Source organism: Nostoc sp. (genome assembly GCF_036917375.1).
In the GTDB taxonomy this organism is placed as follows: domain Bacteria; phylum Cyanobacteriota; class Cyanobacteriia; order Cyanobacteriales; family Nostocaceae; genus Nostoc.
On record NZ_JBALDN010000044.1, the window covers coordinates 37,696 to 57,677 of the forward strand.

Annotated in this window: 27 protein-coding genes and 2 pseudogenes; 8 read left to right on the plus strand and 21 right to left on the minus strand. The window is 40.0% G+C overall.

What is annotated here, in order from left to right; all coding sequences use genetic code 11:
• The first annotated feature begins 65 nt into the window (after nt 1–65).
• Complete coding sequence (locus V7K45_RS11740; RefSeq protein ID WP_335003506.1) at nt 66–488, plus strand: hypothetical protein; 423 nt, start codon at nt 66–68, stop codon at nt 486–488.
• 68 nt (nt 489–556) lie between these two features.
• Here V7K45_RS11740 and V7K45_RS11745 read toward each other — a convergent pair whose 3' ends face one another.
• Together V7K45_RS11745 and V7K45_RS11750 are read right to left on the minus strand one after the other, a co-directional pair.
• Nucleotides 557–970: a type II toxin-antitoxin system VapC family toxin gene (locus tag V7K45_RS11745; protein WP_335003508.1), complete on the minus strand. Its 414-nt coding sequence runs from the start codon at nt 968–970 to the stop codon at nt 557–559.
• A complete protein-coding gene (locus V7K45_RS11750) occupies nt 967–1,242 on the minus strand; it encodes a DUF2281 domain-containing protein (RefSeq protein WP_118163684.1) in 276 nt (91 codons plus the stop codon). Before V7K45_RS11750 ends, V7K45_RS11745 begins: the two co-directional genes overlap by 4 nt.
• An 87-nt stretch (nt 1,243–1,329) precedes the next feature.
• On the opposite strand from V7K45_RS11750, the gene V7K45_RS11755 reads away from it, so the two are divergent.
• Nucleotides 1,330–1,803 carry a hydrogenase maturation protease gene (locus tag V7K45_RS11755; protein WP_335003575.1) on the plus strand — a complete coding sequence of 158 codons (474 nt, stop codon included), beginning with the start codon at nt 1,330–1,332 and terminating at the stop codon, nt 1,801–1,803.
• Nucleotides 1,804–1,822: 19 nt separating this feature from the next.
• Here the strand turns inward: V7K45_RS11755 and V7K45_RS11760 are convergent, their stop codons facing one another.
• The 5 genes from V7K45_RS11760 to V7K45_RS11780 form a co-directional block, all read right to left on the minus strand.
• Nucleotides 1,823–2,197, minus strand: a complete 375-nt coding sequence (locus V7K45_RS11760; RefSeq protein WP_292819455.1) for a hypothetical protein — start codon at nt 2,195–2,197, stop codon at nt 1,823–1,825.
• A gap of 18 nt (nt 2,198–2,215) precedes the next feature.
• Nucleotides 2,216–3,502, minus strand: a complete 1,287-nt coding sequence (locus V7K45_RS11765) for a nitroreductase family protein (protein WP_335003511.1) — start codon at nt 3,500–3,502, stop codon at nt 2,216–2,218.
• A complete protein-coding gene (locus V7K45_RS11770; protein ID WP_335003513.1) occupies nt 3,465–3,953 on the minus strand; it encodes an ankyrin repeat domain-containing protein in 489 nt (162 codons plus the stop codon). The genes V7K45_RS11765 and V7K45_RS11770 overlap by 38 nt, the downstream gene beginning before the upstream one ends.
• A gap of 443 nt (nt 3,954–4,396) precedes the next feature.
• Nucleotides 4,397–5,536 (minus strand): homocitrate synthase, encoded by a 1,140-nt coding sequence (locus V7K45_RS11775; protein ID WP_335003515.1) that lies wholly within the window; start codon nt 5,534–5,536, stop codon nt 4,397–4,399.
• Nucleotides 5,537–5,571: 35 nt separating this feature from the next.
• Nucleotides 5,572–6,441, minus strand: coding sequence for an AAA family ATPase (locus tag V7K45_RS11780; RefSeq protein ID WP_335003518.1), 870 nt, complete (start codon nt 6,439–6,441; stop codon nt 5,572–5,574).
• Between the two features lie 326 nt (nt 6,442–6,767).
• On the opposite strand from V7K45_RS11780, the gene V7K45_RS11785 reads away from it, so the two are divergent.
• Nucleotides 6,768–6,977, plus strand: coding sequence for a TOBE domain-containing protein (locus V7K45_RS11785; protein ID WP_322667910.1), 210 nt, complete (start codon nt 6,768–6,770; stop codon nt 6,975–6,977).
• Between the two features lie 234 nt (nt 6,978–7,211).
• Here the strand turns inward: V7K45_RS11785 and V7K45_RS11790 are convergent, their stop codons facing one another.
• The 13 genes and pseudogenes from V7K45_RS11790 to V7K45_RS32965 form a co-directional block, all read right to left on the minus strand.
• Complete coding sequence (locus V7K45_RS11790) at nt 7,212–7,472, minus strand: FeoA family protein (RefSeq protein WP_335003520.1); 261 nt, start codon at nt 7,470–7,472, stop codon at nt 7,212–7,214.
• A 104-nt stretch (nt 7,473–7,576) separates the two neighbouring features.
• Entirely contained in the window at nt 7,577–7,876 is a 300-nt protein-coding gene (locus V7K45_RS11795; protein WP_012407188.1) for a 2Fe-2S iron-sulfur cluster-binding protein, read from the minus strand.
• 191 nt (nt 7,877–8,067) lie between these two features.
• On the minus strand, nt 8,068–8,445 hold the full coding sequence (locus tag V7K45_RS11800; protein ID WP_335003523.1) for a HesB/IscA family protein: 378 nt from the start codon (nt 8,443–8,445) through the stop codon (nt 8,068–8,070).
• A 54-nt stretch (nt 8,446–8,499) separates the two neighbouring features.
• Nucleotides 8,500–9,309: a HesA/MoeB/ThiF family protein gene (locus tag V7K45_RS11805; RefSeq protein WP_335003525.1), complete on the minus strand. Its 810-nt coding sequence runs from the start codon at nt 9,307–9,309 to the stop codon at nt 8,500–8,502.
• Between the two features lie 10 nt (nt 9,310–9,319).
• Nucleotides 9,320–9,637, minus strand: a complete 318-nt coding sequence (nifW, locus tag V7K45_RS11810) for a nitrogenase-stabilizing/protective protein NifW (protein WP_335003527.1) — start codon at nt 9,635–9,637, stop codon at nt 9,320–9,322.
• Nucleotides 9,634–9,849 carry a CCE_0567 family metalloprotein gene (locus tag V7K45_RS11815; protein ID WP_190911014.1) on the minus strand — a complete coding sequence of 72 codons (216 nt, stop codon included), beginning with the start codon at nt 9,847–9,849 and terminating at the stop codon, nt 9,634–9,636. Before V7K45_RS11815 ends, nifW begins: the two co-directional genes overlap by 4 nt.
• A 175-nt stretch (nt 9,850–10,024) precedes the next feature.
• Entirely contained in the window at nt 10,025–10,501 is a 477-nt protein-coding gene (locus V7K45_RS11820) for a NifX-associated nitrogen fixation protein (RefSeq protein ID WP_100900532.1), read from the minus strand.
• Nucleotides 10,498–10,911, minus strand: coding sequence for a nitrogen fixation protein NifX (nifX, locus tag V7K45_RS11825; RefSeq protein ID WP_335003532.1), 414 nt, complete (start codon nt 10,909–10,911; stop codon nt 10,498–10,500). The genes V7K45_RS11820 and nifX overlap by 4 nt, the downstream gene beginning before the upstream one ends.
• Before the next feature lie 306 nt (nt 10,912–11,217).
• The gene (nifN, locus tag V7K45_RS11830; RefSeq protein WP_229562934.1) at nt 11,218–12,555 is read right to left on the minus strand and encodes a nitrogenase iron-molybdenum cofactor biosynthesis protein NifN; all 1,338 of its coding nucleotides are present in this window, start codon (nt 12,553–12,555) and stop codon (nt 11,218–11,220) included.
• Nucleotides 12,555–13,937, minus strand: coding sequence for a nitrogenase iron-molybdenum cofactor biosynthesis protein NifE (nifE, locus tag V7K45_RS11835; RefSeq protein ID WP_114083659.1), 1,383 nt, complete (start codon nt 13,935–13,937; stop codon nt 12,555–12,557). Before nifE ends, nifN begins: the two co-directional genes overlap by 1 nt.
• A gap of 111 nt (nt 13,938–14,048) precedes the next feature.
• Nucleotides 14,049–14,396 (minus strand): Mo-dependent nitrogenase C-terminal domain-containing protein, encoded by a 348-nt coding sequence (locus V7K45_RS11840; protein WP_335003542.1) that lies wholly within the window; start codon nt 14,394–14,396, stop codon nt 14,049–14,051.
• Between the two features lie 156 nt (nt 14,397–14,552).
• Nucleotides 14,553–16,088 carry a nitrogenase molybdenum-iron protein subunit beta gene (gene nifK / locus V7K45_RS11845; protein ID WP_335003544.1) on the minus strand — a complete coding sequence of 512 codons (1,536 nt, stop codon included), beginning with the start codon at nt 16,086–16,088 and terminating at the stop codon, nt 14,553–14,555.
• A 207-nt stretch (nt 16,089–16,295) separates the two neighbouring features.
• Nucleotides 16,296–16,463: pseudogene (locus V7K45_RS32965) on the minus strand (nitrogenase molybdenum-iron protein alpha chain); the annotation flags it as partial.
• Nucleotides 16,464–16,641: 178 nt separating this feature from the next.
• Between V7K45_RS32965 and V7K45_RS11850 the strand changes: the two are divergent.
• The 5 genes and pseudogenes from V7K45_RS11850 to V7K45_RS11870 all read left to right on the plus strand — a co-directional run.
• Nucleotides 16,642–17,985, plus strand: a pseudogene (locus V7K45_RS11850) (site-specific integrase); the annotation flags it as partial.
• 142 nt (nt 17,986–18,127) lie between these two features.
• The gene (locus tag V7K45_RS11855; protein WP_335003546.1) at nt 18,128–18,442 is read left to right on the plus strand and encodes a hypothetical protein; all 315 of its coding nucleotides are present in this window, start codon (nt 18,128–18,130) and stop codon (nt 18,440–18,442) included.
• A 156-nt stretch (nt 18,443–18,598) separates the two neighbouring features.
• Nucleotides 18,599–18,799, plus strand: coding sequence for a hypothetical protein (locus V7K45_RS11860; RefSeq protein ID WP_335003548.1), 201 nt, complete (start codon nt 18,599–18,601; stop codon nt 18,797–18,799).
• Nucleotides 18,800–18,806: 7 nt separating this feature from the next.
• Nucleotides 18,807–19,223 (plus strand): retroviral-like aspartic protease, encoded by a 417-nt coding sequence (locus tag V7K45_RS11865; protein WP_335003550.1) that lies wholly within the window; start codon nt 18,807–18,809, stop codon nt 19,221–19,223.
• Nucleotides 19,208–19,465, plus strand: coding sequence for a hypothetical protein (locus V7K45_RS11870; protein ID WP_335003552.1), 258 nt, complete (start codon nt 19,208–19,210; stop codon nt 19,463–19,465). Before V7K45_RS11865 ends, V7K45_RS11870 begins: the two co-directional genes overlap by 16 nt.
• Here V7K45_RS11870 and V7K45_RS32970 read toward each other — a convergent pair.
• Nucleotides 19,431–19,934: a GNAT family N-acetyltransferase gene (locus V7K45_RS32970; RefSeq protein ID WP_442941985.1), complete on the minus strand. Its 504-nt coding sequence runs from the start codon at nt 19,932–19,934 to the stop codon at nt 19,431–19,433. The two genes, V7K45_RS11870 and V7K45_RS32970, sit on opposite strands and share 35 nt — an antisense overlap.
• Nucleotides 19,935–19,982: the final 48 nt, after the last annotated feature.

The following is a 19,982-nucleotide window of genomic DNA, read 5'->3' on the forward strand; positions in this document are numbered from 1 at the left end:
TAGAAATAGTGAGTTAGGCTTGCCTTAATGCATTTGCATAAAACAGTAATTTACACGGTAAGCTTGTGTCTGATTTAGCGCTACATAATTATCTCCCTCGCGTTCCCGATGCAGCATTGCAAGAATACATAGAATGGTGTGTTTTAGAGCAAGCTCAAGCCGCAGAATGTAACTTTACTCCTGATAGAAGTAAGTTAGATAATTTGCCACCAGAAGACTACGTTTCTAAACTTGTCGAGCAGTTCATGAAAGTTAAACCAGACCCAATTAAAGCCGGTTTAGTAGCTGCGATCGCAGGTAAGGAAGCTGACCAACACGCTTTATCTGGTTTAGCGATCGCTGCTGATTTTGTATCTCTTTATGTCAAGTATTTAATTCCTAAAGAGGGAAGTACTAAAGAACAGGCTGAAGAGATATTAACTCAAGCATCACAACATCAGTATGAGAAACTGACTGAAGTTGCCAAGAAACATGGTGTAGAGTTATAGTTTTCGACTGATAATTTATTTTCAGAGGCTTTGTCTGTCTCATAAGTCAGAGCCTCCTATTTTGCAGATTATGGCAATAACTCGAAATAATCAGAGTGTCTCGGACGAACAAAACCAAAGTCACGCCGATCAAGCGTCAAGATACGATTGATGTTCTCTCTCTCTGCTAGTGCAATAATCGTTGCATCCGTAAAATCAAGCTGACTATCAGCATACTGTTCCAGAATTTCATTAATTCGCTCTAAATCTTCAAAGTAAATTGATTCCAGTCGAATATCGCTACCTGCAAGTTCAATCAAAAAATGACGCATTACTTGATGTCCCAGTCTAGACGAAATTAGGTAACAAACTTCAGGAAGAACAGAGGTTGGTAAAATTAATGGTTCACTCAACGTCTTTGCGACAGTAAAAACACGAGAGTGATTGCGGTCGCTCTTGTTAGTAAGTGCAAATAAGAAACTTGTATCCAGGATTGCTGTCATGTACGATCATCTGCTTTAAGACCCCAACCACGTACAGAATCAATCTCATTTTTTAATATATCTTCATCTTGTTCTGAGACATCAGTTTCCGCAGAAGCTCCTAATCCTGCAATAGACATTAAAAAAGAAGACCCATGATTGTTTACTTCTTTTTGCCTTGTCGATTTATATTGAAGATATTCAACAAAGCTTGCTAGCTCAATTAATTTTTCATCTGGAAGAGCATTAATTGCCTCAATTAATGTTTGTCTATTTGTAGTCAAAGTATCCATACGCTTGACAAAAGGAAAGAATTGCTTTGACTTATTGTACTTTATGCGATCGCGCTAGTGACGGCTGAAGACATTGGCGTACAAAAAATGCTAACTATTATCGGTTGCGGCAATCTAAATCGCAGTGACGACGCAGTAGGCGTAATCATTGCTCAACGCTTACAAAAATATCTAGCTGAAAAACCTCATCCTCATGTGCAAGTATATGACTGTGGCACAGCAGGGATGGAAGTAATGTTTCAAGCTAGAGGTAGTAAACAATTAGTAATTATTGATGCAAGTTCAACTGGTTCTGAACCTGGTGCTGTGTTTAAAGTTCCAGGAAAAGAACTGGAAGCAATGCCCGAACCTAGTTATAACTTGCACGATTTTCGTTGGGATAATGCTTTAGCCGCCGGGCGGAAAATCTTTCAAAATGATTTTCCCGAAGATGTAACAGTTTATTTAATTGAAGCGGCAAATCTTGGTTTGGGACTAGAGTTAAGTCCTGTTGTCAAACATTCTGCTGATTTGGTTTTTGAAGAGGTAGCTGCACTTATCAGCCAGAATATCAACTTTTAATTAACAATCCAAAATAGAATCAAGCCCAATCCCGATAAACAGAAAGTTCATCTACCCTCATTTCAAAAGGTATGCCTTGACTCTCTGGCGGACAAACACGGATTTTAGCACTGTTAACAATTCCATATAGTAATGTCCCCATTGGCACAATTTTTTGTAAAACACGCCAATTAATAACTTGATCGGGACATTCAATTACCAATGTCAGAGCATTGGCGTGGGTTGTGACATACCACCGACAATCAGACAGCAGATTTTGAATTGTGCGATCGCACGCATCATAAAAGTATCTGCTAATAGAATCCTCTAGTTGCTGACGCAGTATAATATCTGCCGATGTCGGTTGCATAGGATGTGAGTCATCACCATTGAAGTAATACATCTTTCTAGCCATCTTTCTTTAGCTTCCTGCTTATATTCCAATCACCATTCCATAAAGTACATCTTTATTCGTTTCTAATAATTCTTGGGTTTCGTCATCATAATAAGCACCAATTCCACTACAGTGAATTCCCAAATAATTACTAGTTAAATAAAGCCTTTGTCCGAGAAAACCAGCTATTTGCATAGCAGTTTGATAATTTAAATAATCTGACACAAAAAATAAAGTTACAGCGCCATCTCTAGCAATAGCCTGATTAATACATAAGTAACCTGTCTTTTCACTAAAATTACCAGTTTTAACCAGATGTGTACCTCTATATAACCCAGGTGTCATTCCCTCTACTCGATGCACCACTGAGTAAATTTCTATTTCCTCATAGTTTTCTGTCGGTATTGACTGTTGAAGTTGTTGCACTACATATAAATAATCTTCTTGAGAAATAGACTCTTTCCGGAAACGTCTAATAGAACGTCTATCCCAAACAGTTTGATAAAATTTATCCCGATCGAAATCAAATTGAGGATACTCTAATTTCTGCTGACGACTCTTTTCTAGAGCAGTTGCTTGATAAGCATCTTCAATAAATTGATTGGATTCAAAATAATCAGTACCAGACACAAAAGGAACTTTCAGCCTTAAGCTTCTGATTTTCTTGTCTTGTATTTCTCCTGACACCGCACAAGCAGTAATAAACTCTTTATTCTCAAAACCCAAATCTGAATTGAGAGTAAGTTTATCAAAATCAAAAATCAGTTGTATATCTCGGTTGTGGAGGAAAGCTGAAGCTGCGATCGCACCTAAATGGTGTCCGCTATCTAAGAAGCAATACCTTATGCTTCTATTTTGATATTTCCAGCTAGACCTATAATAAACACAACTAATTAAAAAGATGAATCCGTTGATACATTTCCCCGGTATAATATAATTCTCTAACCCATCATCTATTAATTCATAGATGAGAGTTAGACAATTATTCTCAACTTCCAGATGGTATATACCATTTACCATTCCCTCAATTCCGCGAACCTGTACGTAAACTTCCGTAGGATACAGAGCGCCTGCTGATGGATTCACCCGCAATTTATAAGGGCCATCTTTATATACTTTTTCTAGTGTTACCGCACTGGTTAATGAGATGAAAGAGTGAACAGGATTATTGAGATTTAATTTCACTCTCCGATAAAACTTGGGATAAACTTTAAATGAAGATGGCTGTGTTGAAGCATCTACATAATTTGGATCGAGTTGTACCGATAAGTAAGAATGCTTGGTAGTGTCATGATAAGCTTTGCCCGATATCTGACTGGATGGCATTTTTAAGTATCCTTAAGACTTCTACGTTGCTAGCAAAATCTATTGCTTTATAATCGTCTAAGTTTTTTAAATATAAATTAGGATGATGTTGTAAAAGTAATTTTACGACTTCTGTCTTTCCGGCTGATGCTGCATACATTAAAACAGTTGCACCATTATCATTTTGGTTGTCAATGTTAATGTTTGCAGCCAAGAGTAAATTAATTAAATCGTAGTGATTACCAAAACAAGCAAACCACAAAGCATTGTTGCGATCGCTATTTCGAGCATTGATATCCGCACCAGCATCAATTAGTTCTTTGACGATTGCATAAACTCCCTCTCTTGTCGCTTTCATTAAAGCTGTATCGCCATTTTCACCCGGCTGATTTAAATCATCAAGATTATAGCCTTTTAGTATTAGCCATTGGGTTGTTGCTTCACTCAAACTTTGACTGTTGATTTGATTCATCAGTATTCCTTAGTTAACTTTATTTCTGCTAATTTATTGATATAAATCAATACGGTTCAGTTAAGTAAAATTGTAGGTTGGGTTGCGCCTTGCTTAACCCAACCTACACATTGCAAGGTTTTTGGCACTAACTAAACTGTATTGTATAAATTTGCTTGGTAAATAGAATGGTGAGCATTCCTCACCATTGTTTTAAAAATGTTATCTAAATTATTTAAACTTACATATATGCTATCAATTTTATAAGTTTAAATTATGAATCATTTATAAAGATCGCCCGATATTTTTCTTAAAAAAGCTTGATGAATAATAGGAAAGCAGTAATTCTTACAGTTTTGTTTGATAAAATAGATTAATAGCAGATATGTTATGAAGGTGAATTTAAATCCCCAATTTCTTCAAAAATTCCTAAATATAAGTAGTAAGTGTATATAGTTTTAAATTTACTGGCAATGATAAGAATATAAAATCTTGTCTACATCTTCGATAGTAAGACTTTGTTTATCAGCTAAAGTTTTCAGCATATTGGTAATATCTTTAAGCTGGGATAAATTAAAAGAAAGTCCTAATTCATTAGCTCGGTGATTAACCGCCTGTTTTCCAGCCAATTTATGATTGATTAAAATTGAGCGCGTTACGCCGAAACTCCGGGGATTAATAGCTTCATAAGTCTCAGAGTTATTAAGCATAGCCTTAGTATGAATGCCAGCTTTATGACTAAAAGCACTTTCCCCAAAAACACAGTGGTTAAAAGGAATAGAAATTCCAACTTTTCTTGCAACTAGTTCATGTAAGTAACCAAGTTGATCTAAGTTATATTTCGACTTAATCTGCTCTGGATTTGTGGCATATAACCTAGCGATAAATCCAGCTAGTGAGGTGATACCATTGCGTTCGCCAATGCCCAGAACAGAAGTGTCAATATGAGTTGCTCCCGCTTCTAGTGCTGTGTAACTGTTAGCATTTGCACATTCTGTATCATTATGGCCGTGAAACTCAATATCTAAATTAGTGAACTGGCGCAAAGTCTTCACTAATTCAAATACTTGCATTGGCGTAATAATTCCTACTGTATCGGCAATTCCTATGCGTTTGACAATTCCTAATTTTTCAATCTCGGAATAAATTGTGATTAAATCTTCTATAGAAGTACGTGACGAATCCTCAGCCGAAAACCGTAACTCAATATCGGGAGCTTGTTGATGAATAAAAGTTAAAACTTCAGATGCTAAATCAATAATTTGATTAATATTTTTGCCATGACTGAACTGACGCATCAAAGAAGAACTACCAATAGTTAAATTAATCCCAGCGACGCCTGTGGCTAAAGCGACTTTAGCATCTTCTAAGTGACAGCGAATGTGAGTTAATATTTTGGATGGCAAGCCTAACCGAGACAATCGTTCACAGTCTTGTCTAGATTGAGGTGAAGCAATTGGTGACGTTAACTCTATATATTCCACTCCAAATGCAGCAAGGGCCTCAGCGATTTCGACTTTATCATCTGAAGAAAAATTGGCTTTGACAAATTGTTCGCCTTCACGGAGAGTACTTTCTACAATTGCAAATTCAGATAGCGACATTGAGCAATCCCTATACTAATTCTTACTAAGGATATTCACTTGTTAGTTTTTATATTAACAGATTTGCGTAATTGAGAAATAATTGTTTTGGCTGATTCTTGGGGACTGGCTATAGTATCAATTATAAGAGAGCGATCGCTTGTATCCATCGCTTCTAAAATCTGTTCCGTCGAAACCGAATCATAGTTCTGACTTTCTTCGACAAATATTTTTAGTTTTTCTCGCAATTCTACACCTGTGACAACTTGTTTACCTACAAGTTCTAAGATTTCTTGTTCTTCTTTAAGAGTAAAATAAGCAGAAGCCTCTGGTACGCCCAAACTAGCAAAGTTTGTCAGTGCTTCTGGGAAAATTTGCCTACTATTATCTAACTCTTGATAAGCAATCCGATCGAAAGAATCATGACGTTTCAGAAGTCTTTCTAAACGCACCATATTTGGTGCAGTCAACATTACAAATTTAGCATTCTTTAAAGCTTTAGCTGCATAGCGAACCTCATTTTCACCACGCAAACTATCGAAAACTAACATAGAGTTGACTTCTTGTGGATTGATGTGTAGCGAAGCTAAAATGTGACCCATTCCACCAGGAAAGTGTTCTCGATAAATGCGAGTATAAGTTAGGCGTTTAATCCGGCAATAGGGTTGCACAAGTTTCTCTTGCATTTTTAACATCGGCGCAATTATTACGCGTTCGGTTAAAACACGACGATTAGGTAAAAGTGTGAAATCCAAGCCTTCTTCAGCCAAAGCTTTTGTGATTGTGCTTTTTCCCACACCAGTCATGCCTACTATAATTAGTAAAGGAAAACTTGTTATTGGCAACCAGTCTTTAGGAACAGGAAATCCTACGCCTACACCTGAACTTAAGTGTTCAAAAAATAGATTTGGTCTTGTTGTATTCACTCTATCCTGCACAATATAAACCTCTTTTAGTCTAGTTATTATAAGTACGGTGATATGTTATAACCTCAGTGCTTATACATAACTAAATAGCTCTGTTAAATTGATGATAATATCCATCAATAGTTAGGCTTTTAAATTTTTATCTTGCTTTTTGCAGCAAATGACTGCCCTGCCAATTTTTGTAATATTCGTCAAGCAGAGATACTACTGTTAAGTAAATTAGAATTATTTCAAAATTATTAAGATATCTTAAAGAAAGCTGGTTTTCAAATCAAAATTTGCTAACTTACTAAGGTATAAATAGTTCAATTTAGCGAAGAAAAAACATGGAAATTAGCGCTCGTAATTCTCTTAAGGGTACTGTCAAAAAAGTTGTACATGGTTCAGTTAATACTGAGATAACTTTAGAATTAGCGCCAGGAGTAGAGTTGGTGTCAATCATCACAAAATCATCAGCAGAAAAGCTATCACTTGCAGAAGGTAAGCAAGCTTATGCTGTGATTAAATCATCAGATGTGATAGTTGCTGTTGATTAAAAAATAGAGTTGGCTTCCTTTGCAAGCCGCTCTATTTTTCATATAAAATTACACTTATATAATTTAGCAACTAACTTATAAAAGTGGTTATAAAAAGAGTGCCGTAGCTTAATTAAGGGTAATTGCAGCAATTATATTAAATTTTTAAAAATTGGAAATCATAAATACCCGACTTATTTAAGAAGTTGGGTATTTGATTTTTCAGAAATAATTAAGTAAAGCTATACATAAAGGTTAATTAATAGAATTATCAATAATGCGAACATATATTGTTCTAACACTTTCTATATCTATTTCAAAATCTCTATTCTTGATATTGATAATAAAAGAGGCAAAGTTTTGTTTTAAAGTAACATGAGTTCCTTTTATTATTCCCATTGATATAAGTTTTTCCAAGATTGTTTTATCCGAAGTTTTGCAAAAAGCTACGATTCCTCGCTCTTCTGTTCTCAATAATTCTAATGAACAGCCAGTAACACTAAAACTGGTAAACATTTTAATTCTAAATTAAAAATTTTGAAAGGAAGAAGGAAGTATATTTTCATCCTTCATCCTTTATGTTTTATTTGGTCGCTAAAAACAGCAACCAAAGTAATAGTTTAAACTAGATACGCTTCTTGATGTGTCTTAATTGTGCAATTAGAACGAGGATAAGTTACACAAAGTAGAGCATATCCTTTAGAAACCTGATCGTCATCTAGAAAGTTTTGATCTTCTTGATTAACTTCACCTTCGACAACTTTACCAACACAGCTAGAGCAAGATCCTGCATGACATGAAAAGGGCAACTCAATACCATTTTCTTCTGCTGCTTCTAAGATGGTGGTTTCTTCGTCAACTTCAATTGTGGTGTCGATGTCTTCTTTTTTGTTGATTAATCTAACTTGGTAGGTAGCCATTTTCAGATTCTCCTCAAACGTTATACAGTTGGTCTAATTTCCGATTTTTTTGAGCAACCTATCCTACTTCTTGCTTCCCTATAGGGGTAAGGGATGCAAAGCGAACTAGAAGCTACCTCAAGAGCATTGAAACTCTGCGGAGTGTGTTTATGGGAAATCTCTACAATTGACTTAGCACTAACGAAATGATGTTAGCTTTGGCCGCAAGGTACACCAGTAGGCGTACCGTCGTCTGTTTTAAAGGACTTTCCACAACCGCAGGTATCAGTTGCATTGGGGTTGATGAATTTAAAACCGCTTTCCATCACTCCCTCAACGAAGTCAACAATAACTCCGTCTAATAACGGCGCACTTTTGGCATCAACGTAAACTAGCACTTTGCCTTGCTGACTTACCAAATCATCTGGTTGAGGCTTGCTGGTGATATCGATCGCATATTCGTAGCCACTGCAACCACCATCTCTTACAGAGATGCGGACACCTTTAGTTGCGCCATTAGCGTCGGATGCAGAACCTTTGAGGAATGTCCGCAGATGAAATTCTGCTTTTTCTGATAAGATAACGGCCATGAAGTCTCCTGATTTGTAGCGATTAGTTGTTCTGATTTCAGGTGGGGACAAAAATTAAGTATTTTGTACAATACCTGTGGCTGTGGGTTCCATCGAATTGGATTGCGCGTGTCTCCAAGGCGCACTATTACCGCATACTGGACAAGAGCGATCGCGGTGAGAACGGCGTTTAGCAAATTCCATCCGATTCAAGTCGATTGTCAGCAATTGCGACAATAGAGGCTGACTAAACCCGGTGATCAACTTGATAGCTTCTAAAGCTGTTAGACAAGCTAGTGTCCCAGAAACAGCGCCTAGAACTGAAAAGCCGCGCTGATCCCAATCAGGCTTTTCTGGAAACAGACAAGATAAACAAGGAGTCACACCAGGAATAATCGTCGTCAGGTAAGCCTCCATCCCATTCATTGCGGCTTCCACCATTGGCTTCCGCGATCGTACACAGGCTTCATTTAACAAATTGCGCTCTGTAAAGTTGTGGGCGCAATCAAGAGCCATATCAGCAGATTGCACTAACGAGTCTACATTTTCCGGGGTGATGTAATCATGAACAGCTTCCACTTGGACATCAGGATTAATCGCATCCAGAGTTTCTTTAGCTTTGAATACCCTTGGCTTACCTACCCAATCATCAGTCATAAGAACCTGACGATTCATATCATCTAGCCGCAAGTCACCACCCCGGACTAGGATTAGCCGCCCAACGCCCGCTACTGCTAAGTAAAGCGCCGCCGTACCGCCTAATCCTCCCACACCTGTAACCAAAACTGTCGCTGACTTTAGGCGTTTCTGTGCTGTTTCGCCAAAGTTCGGAAGCATCATTTGGCGACGATAGCGTTCTAATTCGGTAGGCGTTAGGTTAACCAATTTATACCTCCTAATCAGAAGTGATTTCTGTCAGTGTGACTACATTTTTCGGCTTGTCGTTAAACACTTTAAACAGCTTTTGTTCGTGAGGTGTTGATTCGACAAATACCTGATAAGCTTTTTGCAAAGCCAAAGAATATTGATTTAGTCTCTCTTCTTGATTCAAGTCAGGAGAATTCTCATCAATTTCTTGCATGTATTGAGAGAACTTTTTCAGAATATGTAGACGATTTACATTTACAACTTCTAAATCGTAGGACATGTTAAAGAATTGAAAAAATTCTTCTGCATCTACGAGTTTCTTGAATTCATCAATAGTTCCAGTCATTTAGCATTCTCCAATTTTTTCAGATGTTGCTTCAGTTCATCTAACTTGCGATAGATTTCATAAGTTGCGGCGGCAACATCCATAAGTTGGTTGTAATCTGTTGGCAGACCTTCAGCTAAATCATGCAGATCCATTTTCATTTGACCTGCTTTGCTGTTAAGCCGTCTGATTTGTCCTTGTAGTTCCTCAATACTTGTTTCTTCTGCTTGCACAATCAGCCACTCCTTTTCAGTGCTGAGTGCTGAGTGCTGAGTTATGAGTTATAAGTTATAAGTTATGAGTTAGAAGTTAGGAGTTGAAAGTTATAAATTAATTATATAATTTTTAATTTATAACTCTTCACTATTTACTCTTCACTCAGCACTCAGCACTCAGCACTCAGCACTCTTAAATTTTGCCAACTTCCGGAAAGCGCTTCGCCAAATCAAGACCTTTTTTGACGTAGTTTTCTCCCTCTTCTGCTAATTTCTCTAGCGAGTCAAAGCCAAAGCGATGAGCATCTCGCAGGGTTTTCACAGTTAGCAAAAGACGACCAGAAAAAACTAGCGCCCAGCCAAATCCTTCATGGCTCAAATCAACTACAACCTGTGATATCAAACCTGTTTCTTGTTCAATCCCAGCCGCTACAGCTCGAAAAAATGCCATAATCCGGGCTTGAGTTACCGCATCAACTTCGCCCTCAACGGAGATTTCCCGTTTCTTTTGTTTGGTAACAATAAAGGGTTTAAGAATCAACTCATCCGACCAAGTACGATAAACTCCATAGCTGTCTTGACCACGGATTTGTTTAATTAATACCTTCAGAAAAGGTGAGTTCAAGACTTCAGTTGTAGCGGTTCCGTTCACACTATTATTTGCGGTCATACTGTTGCTTCGTCTTCAATTTCGTCAGCAAAGTTTTTGGTTTTTGGCTGTAAAGCTTTACGCAACCAAGGTGGAGGATTACCTTTGAGGGTTTTCACTAACTTGTTTAGGACTTCACTAATTTCTTCTTCTTCCGATCGCGCCTTCACTGGGGTGACACCTTTCTTGATTAACCGAGCGGCGGCACTACCACCAATTGCTGTTACGTAAATAATCGTACAGTCGCCTATTGCCTCAAGTTTTGGGGTGATTTTATCTTCATTCCCATCTTCTTTGAGTTCGCCTTCAAAGGTGAGGGTTTCTACGAAGTGATATCCCTCATCGGTAATTTCGTAAACATCAATCATTTTTGCCCATCCGAAGTGAGCATTAATATGAACTCGGTCACTCGTCGTGAAGGCTATTTTCATTGTAATTCTCCTCTCTAAAGTTTTGAATTTTGAAGCAATACGGTTCAGTTAGTAATATTTAGCTTTGGAAGATCCCCCTTATAAAGCTCCGGTGTATATACAAGTCTGAAATAGCTGATTAACTAAGTTTTTACCCCACCCTAACCCTCCCCTTATAAAGGGGAGGGAACTAGATTTGATTTATTGTTTCCCCCCTTTATAAGGGGGGATTAAGGGGGGTAATTCGACTTGTGTATCCACGCCTTAAAAAAGAGGGTTAGGGAGGATCAACTCTTAACTGAACTGTTTTGAATTTCAAGTGTGAATTCAAAACTCTGCGCTCACAGTTCCGAACTCTTGGAACTGTTTAACTCTCGCTTCTTCTGCCTCTAAAAATAGGTTGCCGATGCCAAATAAAAGCTCCATCGTGCCTCGATAGCCAACTTTAGTAAATTGACCATTACCTAAACGGTCATAAATGGGCAATCCTAAACGATAAAGAGGAATCGAGAGGCGTTTTGCGATCGCACCCACATTCGAGTTACCAATCAGCAAATCAGAACCACCCGCTAGACTCTCAAAGTCTTCTAAATCGCCGATGGTAATGCTTTTAACCGGGAGTTTTTCTAAGAGAGGCGATCGCGTGGTTGTCACCACTGCATGAATTTGCGCTCCCATCGATTGCAGGAAATGCACGGTTGACCACAACAAGTCTGGTTCCAGCGCAAGAGAAACTCGTTTTGCACCGAAGTAAAAGTGAGTGTCCAACATTGCATCTTGCAACTGACGACGTTGGCGGCGGTATTTTTCGGGTACGCTGTTACCGCTCAGAATCGCCAATGCTTGGATAAATTCATCTACTGGTTCTAATCCTGTCAGTTCGCCAAACACCTCATAAGGTGTGCCAAAGCGTTCTTCCAGAATCTTGGCAGCCCCCCGCATACTTTCACCCAATGCCAGGGTAAAGGCAGAACTACCGACTTCTCGTAGCTGTTTTAAGGTAGTTCCACTGACTGTAACCGCACTGTAATTATCCTCTAAGTGACCATCTAGAGAAGCGCCAAGGTCAGGTACAAAGATCGGCACTAGTCCAAAGGACGTGATTATCTCTTTGATTTCCTGTACATCTCCAGGTGTGAAGGCAGAACCCGCCAAAACTGTGACTTGTTCAGTTCTGAGTCCACCCGCGCGAGGAATTTCCTTAACTATGCTTTCGACAGCGACAGCAAAACCATCTTGCAACGCACCTTTAAAATCTGGGGTAGGTGCAAAAACGATCGCTAAATCATTCAATTCGGGATGGCGATCGCGGATTTCCTTTAGAAAACCCTCGATGTCATCGCCTCTAGTTTCCGTTAACCCAGTACTACATAAACCAATAATTTCCGGGTTAGCCTTTTCCACCAGAGTCAGAATTGCTTGCTCCACATTCTCTTCACCACCCAAGATTGTAGTGACTTCCGTCATCGCCGTCGTAGCTAGGGGAATCGCTTCCCGGAAATGCCGTACTAGCACAACTTTGGCGAAAGCAGTACAACCTTGAGAACCGTGGAATAAGGGCATTGTCCCTTTCAATCCCAAAAAGGCTAAGGTTGCGCCCAAAGCTTGACTTTGCTTGAGGGGATTAACTGTCAGTGCTTTGTTAGAAGCGGTAACGATCGCCATTAAACTTCCTCCTCTTCTTCCCAAGGAGCGGGTTTGCGTATTTGTTCCCAAATCGGGCTATACAGAGCTTCGTACAATTCCCGCGCCATCTCAATCATTCCCACATAACCTGCATAAGGATGGTGACGTTCTTGGTTGATATCAAGGAAAGGAATTCGAGCTTTCAAAGCTGTGTATTGGTTACGTCCACCAGCAATCAGCATATCTGCGCGAGTGTCTTTAACCAGTTGTAACAATTCTTGAGCGTTGCCTTTCTCCAGCATGATGCCATCGTTGCCAATCAACTTCTTGATTTTGGCTTTATCTTCTTCAGTACTTTTTCGAGTACTGGTAGCAACAACTTCAATGCCTAAGTCTCTAGCAGCCGAAATAATCGACCAACTCTTGACACCACCTGTATACAACACAACTCGCTTACCTTTGAGTCGAGCGCGATAAGGAGCCAATGCCAAATCTAAAGCAGCCGTTTCTTCTGCAATTAATTTTTCTGTCCGCTCCTGTAAATCAGCGTCGCCTAATTTAGCGGCGATGTTTCGCAGACAGCGATTCATATCATCAATGCCGTAGAAAGACTCTTCAATGTAAGGGATGTTGTAACGCTCCTCCATCTTTCTCGCCATATTGAGCAACGCTCGCGAGCAGATCATGACGTTGAGCTTGGCACGGTGGGCGTAGCGAATTTCATTGTAGCGAGCATCGCCCGTAATTTTAGACAAAATACGGATGCCTAATTTTTCTAGCAGTGGTGTTACTCCCCACATTTCACCGGCGATGTTGTATTCGCCGATTAAGTTAATATCATAGGGCGTTGTATGTTCCGGTTCTGCTGTTCCGACAACATATTCTAATAAAGATTCACCACCAAAACGGTTGCCGAGATTTTTACTGCCAATGAATCCTGGAGCAATGACGGGAACAACAGGAGTACCAATTTTCTCAGCCGCAGCTTTGCAGACAGCATCGATATCATCGCCAATTAAGGCTGTAACGCAAGTGGCGTAGACGAATACTGCTGCTGGTTGGTAGCGCTCGTGAAGTTCCAAAATTGCTTTGTAGAGTTTCTTTTCGCCACCGAAGATGACATCATTTTCACCCAAGTCAGTGGTAAAGCCCATTTTGTAGAGTTGAGGGCCAGACGACAGACTACCACGACTGCCCCAGGAATTACCAGCACAGGCGATCGGCCCGTGGACTAAATGAGCAGCATCTGCGATCGGCACTAGAGCAATCATTGCACCATCAAAGGCACAGCCCCCTTGAGCCGCGCCAGGTTGTGCCTGTTGGGCGCAAGACTTGTTTTTCTTTTCCGCTTGTTTGTGCTGATTATGTTCGCATCCTGTCTCAGTCAGCAGCTCGTTGATTTTGCCTTGGGTGCTTTTCATCTCTCTTCTCTTAATTATTAATTGTCCTTTGTCATTTGTCATTTGAATTGACTATTGTACAGACGCGATTAATCGCGTCTCTACCAATGACTAATAACTAATGACCAATGACTAACAAATGTATTTTGTGACATCCTCTCCACAGACATCGGTCAGGTAAGATAGAGCGCGGAAACGCAATCCTACAAATTCGTCATATAAAGGATTGAGTTTACATAGTGGTGGGATATCAATACACTTCCCAAATAATTTAATTTGTCGCTCAAAGGGACAACAACAAGGAATTGTTTGGCAAATTAGATGAGCGATGCGATTATTTTTAACCTCAATTTCATCCACCACACGGCGCAACGGATTAAGAAGATTGTTGAACCACCCTCGTTTTTTCTGGTTAGGTGGATGGTAATTAGGATGAGGATGAGTGTGAGTATGTTCGTGAGTGTGATTGATGGTTTCCATCTATATATACCTTCGGTAAATGCTAGCAAGAAAAAGGGGAGTTGGGGATTGGGGATTGGGCATCGGGCATTGGGTTTGGATTCCCGACTCCCGATTCCCGACTCCCGACTCCCCTTCTTCACCCTTTAATTAACACGTTGTGTTTCTACGCAATTTCTAACGAATCAAGTCGTAGGAAATATCTGTCTTAGAAGGAATGTTGGTGTTGCGATCGATTTCTTCAAACAGGGTGTTTACAGTCCAGTTGAGGAGGTTGATCACACCTTGATAACCAATGGTGGCGTAGCGGTGTAAGTGGTGGCGATCCATGATGGGGTAGCCGATTCTCACGAGGGGAATCTTGGTGTCGCGCCACAGGTACTTACCGTAGGTGTTACCAACTAAGAAGTCTACTGGTTCGGTGAACAACAGTGAACGCATGTGCCACAAGTCCTTACCAGGCCAAACAGTTGCATGTTGACCGAAGGGGCTAGAAGCAAGCAATTCTTTGATTTCTGCTTCAAATACTTCGTTGCTGTTGTGAACCAAGATATGCACAGGTTCAGCACCCATTTCTAGCATAAAGCCAACTACGCTGTATACTAAATCTGGTTCGCCGTAGATAGCGAAGCGCTTGCCGTGAATCCATGAGTGGGAATCAGTCATGGCATCAACTGCACGACCGCGTTCGATTTCCAATTCTTCAGGAATGGGAATACCACTCAATTCGCTGAGTTTCATCAAGAACTCATCAGTACCCTTAATGCCCCAAGGACGGGAAACTGAGGTTGGTTGATGCCATTCTTTTTCGATGTATTCGCGGGTTTTGGGTGTAGAGTGTGCTTGCAGAGCGATCGTAGCTTTCGCATTGATTGAATCTGCTGCATCTTCTAGCTTTGTACCACCTGGGTACATATCGAATTCACCTGTGTTGGGTGAATCCAAGTAGTCGCTGTTGTCGGCTAGAATTGTGTAGTCAAAGCCGAACAAAGAAGCAATCCGCTTGATTTCGCGGTTGTTGCCTACGTAGGTGTCAAAACCTGGGATGAAGTTGATTTTACCATTGCTGGTTTCTTTCTTATGACCTGCGGTCAAGTTAGAAAGAATTCCCTTCATCATGTTGTCGTAACCAGTGATGTGGGAACCGACAAAGCTAGGGGTGTGAGCGTAAGGTACTGGGAAATCTTGAGGAACTGAACCAGCTTGCTTAGAGTTGTTGATGAAGGCTTGTAAGTCATCACCAATTACTTCTGCCATACAGGTGGTGCAGACAGCAATCATCTTAGGCTTGTAGAGTTGGTAAGAGTTCGCCAACCCGTCAATCATGTTTTGCAGACCACCAAACACGGCTGCATCTTCAGTCATTGAAGAAGATACACCAGAGAATGGTTCTTTGTAGTGACGGGTTAAGTGGGTGCGGAAGTAAGCAACGCAACCTTGAGAACCTTGAACGAAAGGTAGAGTACCTTCAAAACCAACAGCAGCAAAGATTGCTCCTAGTGGTTGGCAGCCTTTAGCAGGGTTAACGGTTAAAGCTTCACGAGCGAAGTTCTTTTCACGATAATCCCAACCCTTTGTCCACTCTGCAACCCGTTGTACTTCTTCGGCTTCGTGACCGTTTTCAAACTGCTTTTTGTTTTCAAATAGCTGTTGGTACTCAGGTTGGTGGAATAACTCGACGTGATCTTGAATTTTTTCTGGATTCTGAGGCATTTCTTCTGGACTCCAAGCTTACTGAATTCTTTTACTGATTGAGGAATAAGGATTTGAGGCGGGAGTGGGAGATGGGAATATGATTCAAAATTCAAAATGCAAAAATCAAAAGAAATTTTAATCTTTCAATTTTGAATTTTGGATTCCCAACTCCCCCCTGGGGTTTTAGCCCCAGGTTATCCTTACTTATCGCTCTCTCCCATTTCCCTAGACGGCAGCCTTAGCCTTAGCTTCAGCCTTCTTAGCCTGAGCTTTTTCATTCCAAGGAGCGCCAATTAATGACCAAGTTGGGCTGTTGAGTGCCAAGTCCATATCACGAGCGAAGATGGCAAAGCCGTCATAACCGTGATAAGGGCCGGAGTAATCCTTTTTGTGGTTTAATTCTTTTCAAGTGTCTAATGTTTGCAGTAAACAGTGTCAGCGATAAACATTGTTTTCTGAGAACACATTTATTTTTAGCCTAAATATAGGCTAAAAACACAGCATAACTAGGTTCAGAACTCACGCATCATCTAAATGTTGTCCTGAGCCAAGGCGATTAAACAATCGCCCGTTTTTTTGCTCATCTCTGCAAGCACAGCAGCAAAAAGAACACATGAGAACGAAAGTACTACTAGAATTAGAGAAAGTTAATCTGCGTTTGAAGTCTGCAAAAGCAAAGGTGACAATTAGAGAATCGAATGGAAGTCTGCAATTACGAGCGACGTTACCAATTAAACCAGGAGACAAGGACAGTAATGGAACTGGAAGAAAGCAATACAATCTCAGTTTGAATATTCCCGCTAACTTGGATGGACTCAAGACGGCTGAGGAAGAAGCTTATGAATTAGGGAAGTTAATCGCTCGTAAAACTTTTGAATGGAATGATAAATATTTAGGAAATGAGACAATTAAAAAAGATTTTCAAACTATAGGGAAATTACTTGAAAAATTTGAAGAGGAATATTTTAAAACTCACAAACGCACAACTAAAAGCGAGCATACTTTTTTTTATTACTTTTCCCGTACCAAGAGATTTACTAATCCTCAAGATTTGGCAACTGCGGAAAATCTGATCGGTTCAATTGAACAAATCGATAAAGAATGGGCTAAGTATAATGCAGCCAGAGCGATCGCAGCATTTTGTGTGACATTCAATATCGAAATTGATTTATCTAAATATTCCAAAATGCCTGAGAATAATTCCCGAAATATACCAACCGATGCAGAAATATCTGAGGGAATTATCAAGTTTGAAGATTATCAAAATAACAGAGGTAATCAAGTTAATCAAAATGTTCAAGATAGCTGGCAACTTTGGCGTTGGACTTATGGAATGTTAGCAGTTTTTGGTTTACGTCCACGGGAACTTTTTATTAATCCTGATATTGATTGGTGGTTGAGTCAAGAAAATACAGATTTGACATGGAAAGTTGATAAAGATTGTAAGACTGGTGAGAGACAAGCATTACCATTATATAGGCAATGGATTGAGGATTTTGATTTGAGAAATCCGAAGTATTTAGAGATGTTGAGGAGTGCGATCGCTAAAAAGGATAACACAAATCATGCTGACATAACGGCGCTAACACAGCGAGTTAGTTGGTGGTTCCGTAAGATAGGATTAGATTTTAAACCTTATGATTTACGCCACGCTTGGGCAATTCGGGCACATATTTTAGGGATACCAATTAAAGCAGCAGCAGATAATTTGGGGCATAGTGTGCAAGTTCACACCCAAACTTATCAGCGTTGGTTTTCGCTAGATATGCGGAAGTTGGCGATTAATCAGGCGTTGAGTAAGAGGAATGAAGTTGAGTTGATTAGAGAGGAGAATGCTAAGTTGAGAATGGAGAATGACAAGTTAAGATTGGAGATTGAAAAGTTGAAAATGGAAATAGTTTATAAGCAGAGTTAAAGTTGATGCGGTGCATTGTGTCACGCGACAACACACCCTACCTTAAAATACACTAGTGAAGAGTTTGGGTGTAGGTGTAGCCCGTCGTAGACATTGCTTTTCTGTAACAGAATACTATAAATCTTAAATATCCGTTGCATTTATGGCATTTCCTAAAAAAGGTTCCCGTCGCATTATGGTAGATGGAGTTAGCTATCGTTGGCGATATCCTCCGAAACCAACTCAGAATCAAGAGGATGCTGAATTAGGAGTTATCGTTACAGTTCAACAGCTTAATTGCTATGGTGCAGTACTGGTTCTGATATTCCCTCGTTATCACATGAGTGGTTCATATAGTGCTATAGAGCTTAGGAAACCTGTCTTGCCCTCCGAGGTTGCTCAGTCTATTCAAAAGGCATTAAGTGCTGGTTGGCAAGGGAACAAGCCAGGAAAAGATTTCTTTTGGCATGTGCAATAGTACGATCGCATTCCCAATTTGGGGTGCATTGTCGCAAAGTGCAATGCACCACTATCTCAAAGCCGCTTAATTCCTACGCAGTCGCACATAAACTTGCCCAACAACTGGAAATTTGTGGAAAGATAGAAATGTTGAATCATCTCCAGCATGACAATTATGAACGCCGTAGAGCTATTTCCCACCTTGCGAAATTTAACTCGTGCAGACAAACTGAAAGTTATGCAGTTTTTAGTTTCAGAATTATCTAGAGATGAGGAACCATCATTAGAGCAAGGAGCAACTTACCCTATTTCGTCGCCACTTAATTCTCACGCAGCTGCACATCAACTTGCTCAACTGCTAGAGTCAGACGAGTAAATGCACAATGGTTAATCCTCAAAGATTTTCCTTTACAGAGGGATACGATACATTTGGTGTTCCTGATGCGCTGCCAAAGCTACCATTAATATTAACCTATCGTAACTCATCAGTAGACGTTTCAGGCTTGTTAGATACTGGAGCAAGTGTCAACGTTCTGCCATACAGTATTGGTGTCCAGCTAGGCGCAATTTGGGAAGAACAGACGATTTCTGTAATGTTGGCTGGTAATTTGGCTCCCGTTGAAGCAAAAGGTTTGCTTCTATCTGCTCAGATTGGATCGTTTGAGCCTGTTCGCTTAGTTTTTGCGTGGAGTTTGTCTAATGATGTACCTTTGTTGCTAGGACGTATGAACTTTTTTTTGGAGTTTGATGTGTGTTTCTATCGTTCACAACTGGTATTTGATGTGTGTCCACAGTCGTAATGCGATCGCATCCCTCCCATAAGGTGCGTTATCGCAAATCCCAATGCACCTTCATCATATCAGCAGGCGATCGCATCTCTAATCTAGGGTGCGTTGTCGCAAATGATCCGGCTCTCAACAATGAGGCATTTATTGCTACAATAACTGGTGTGGAAATTATAGCGGCAATTACCAGGCGATCGCGTAGTGAAAGTATTAGCATTAAAGCTAGCGTAGAATCAACAATGCATTACTTAAATTAGATATCTCTTGAGGCACATCGTCGTTAGGTACAGGTAAAAAACCTAGCTGGGCGTAAAATCCTCGTATCCCTATACCAGGAAGAACGTAGATTGGTTTAGTCACCACTTCGGAAAGATACTGAATACATCGAGAACCGACACCTTGATAACGATATGCGGGATGAACATATAACTCATTTAGGATAGAGTAAGTACTTCGACAAGTCACTCTAATGTATGCAATGGCGTGATAACTATTAACAGCAATCCAATATCTCCTTCGATTGTCTAAGTAACTTAATAAGATAAGATAGGTTGCTGTAAGAACTATAGCAATAACTACTATAATGAACTGATCTATAAATATATCAAGTAGAAAACCGAATGGATTTTTGAGTAATTGCCCAGGAGATAGTAATATATCTGGACAACGAAGTGTTAGGAGAAAAGCAAAAATAGCAGGAGCTAAATTTAGAACTCTCCGTATCATTAGTACATAAAGTGCCTGTGAATCACTGATGTTCTGCACCGAACGAAT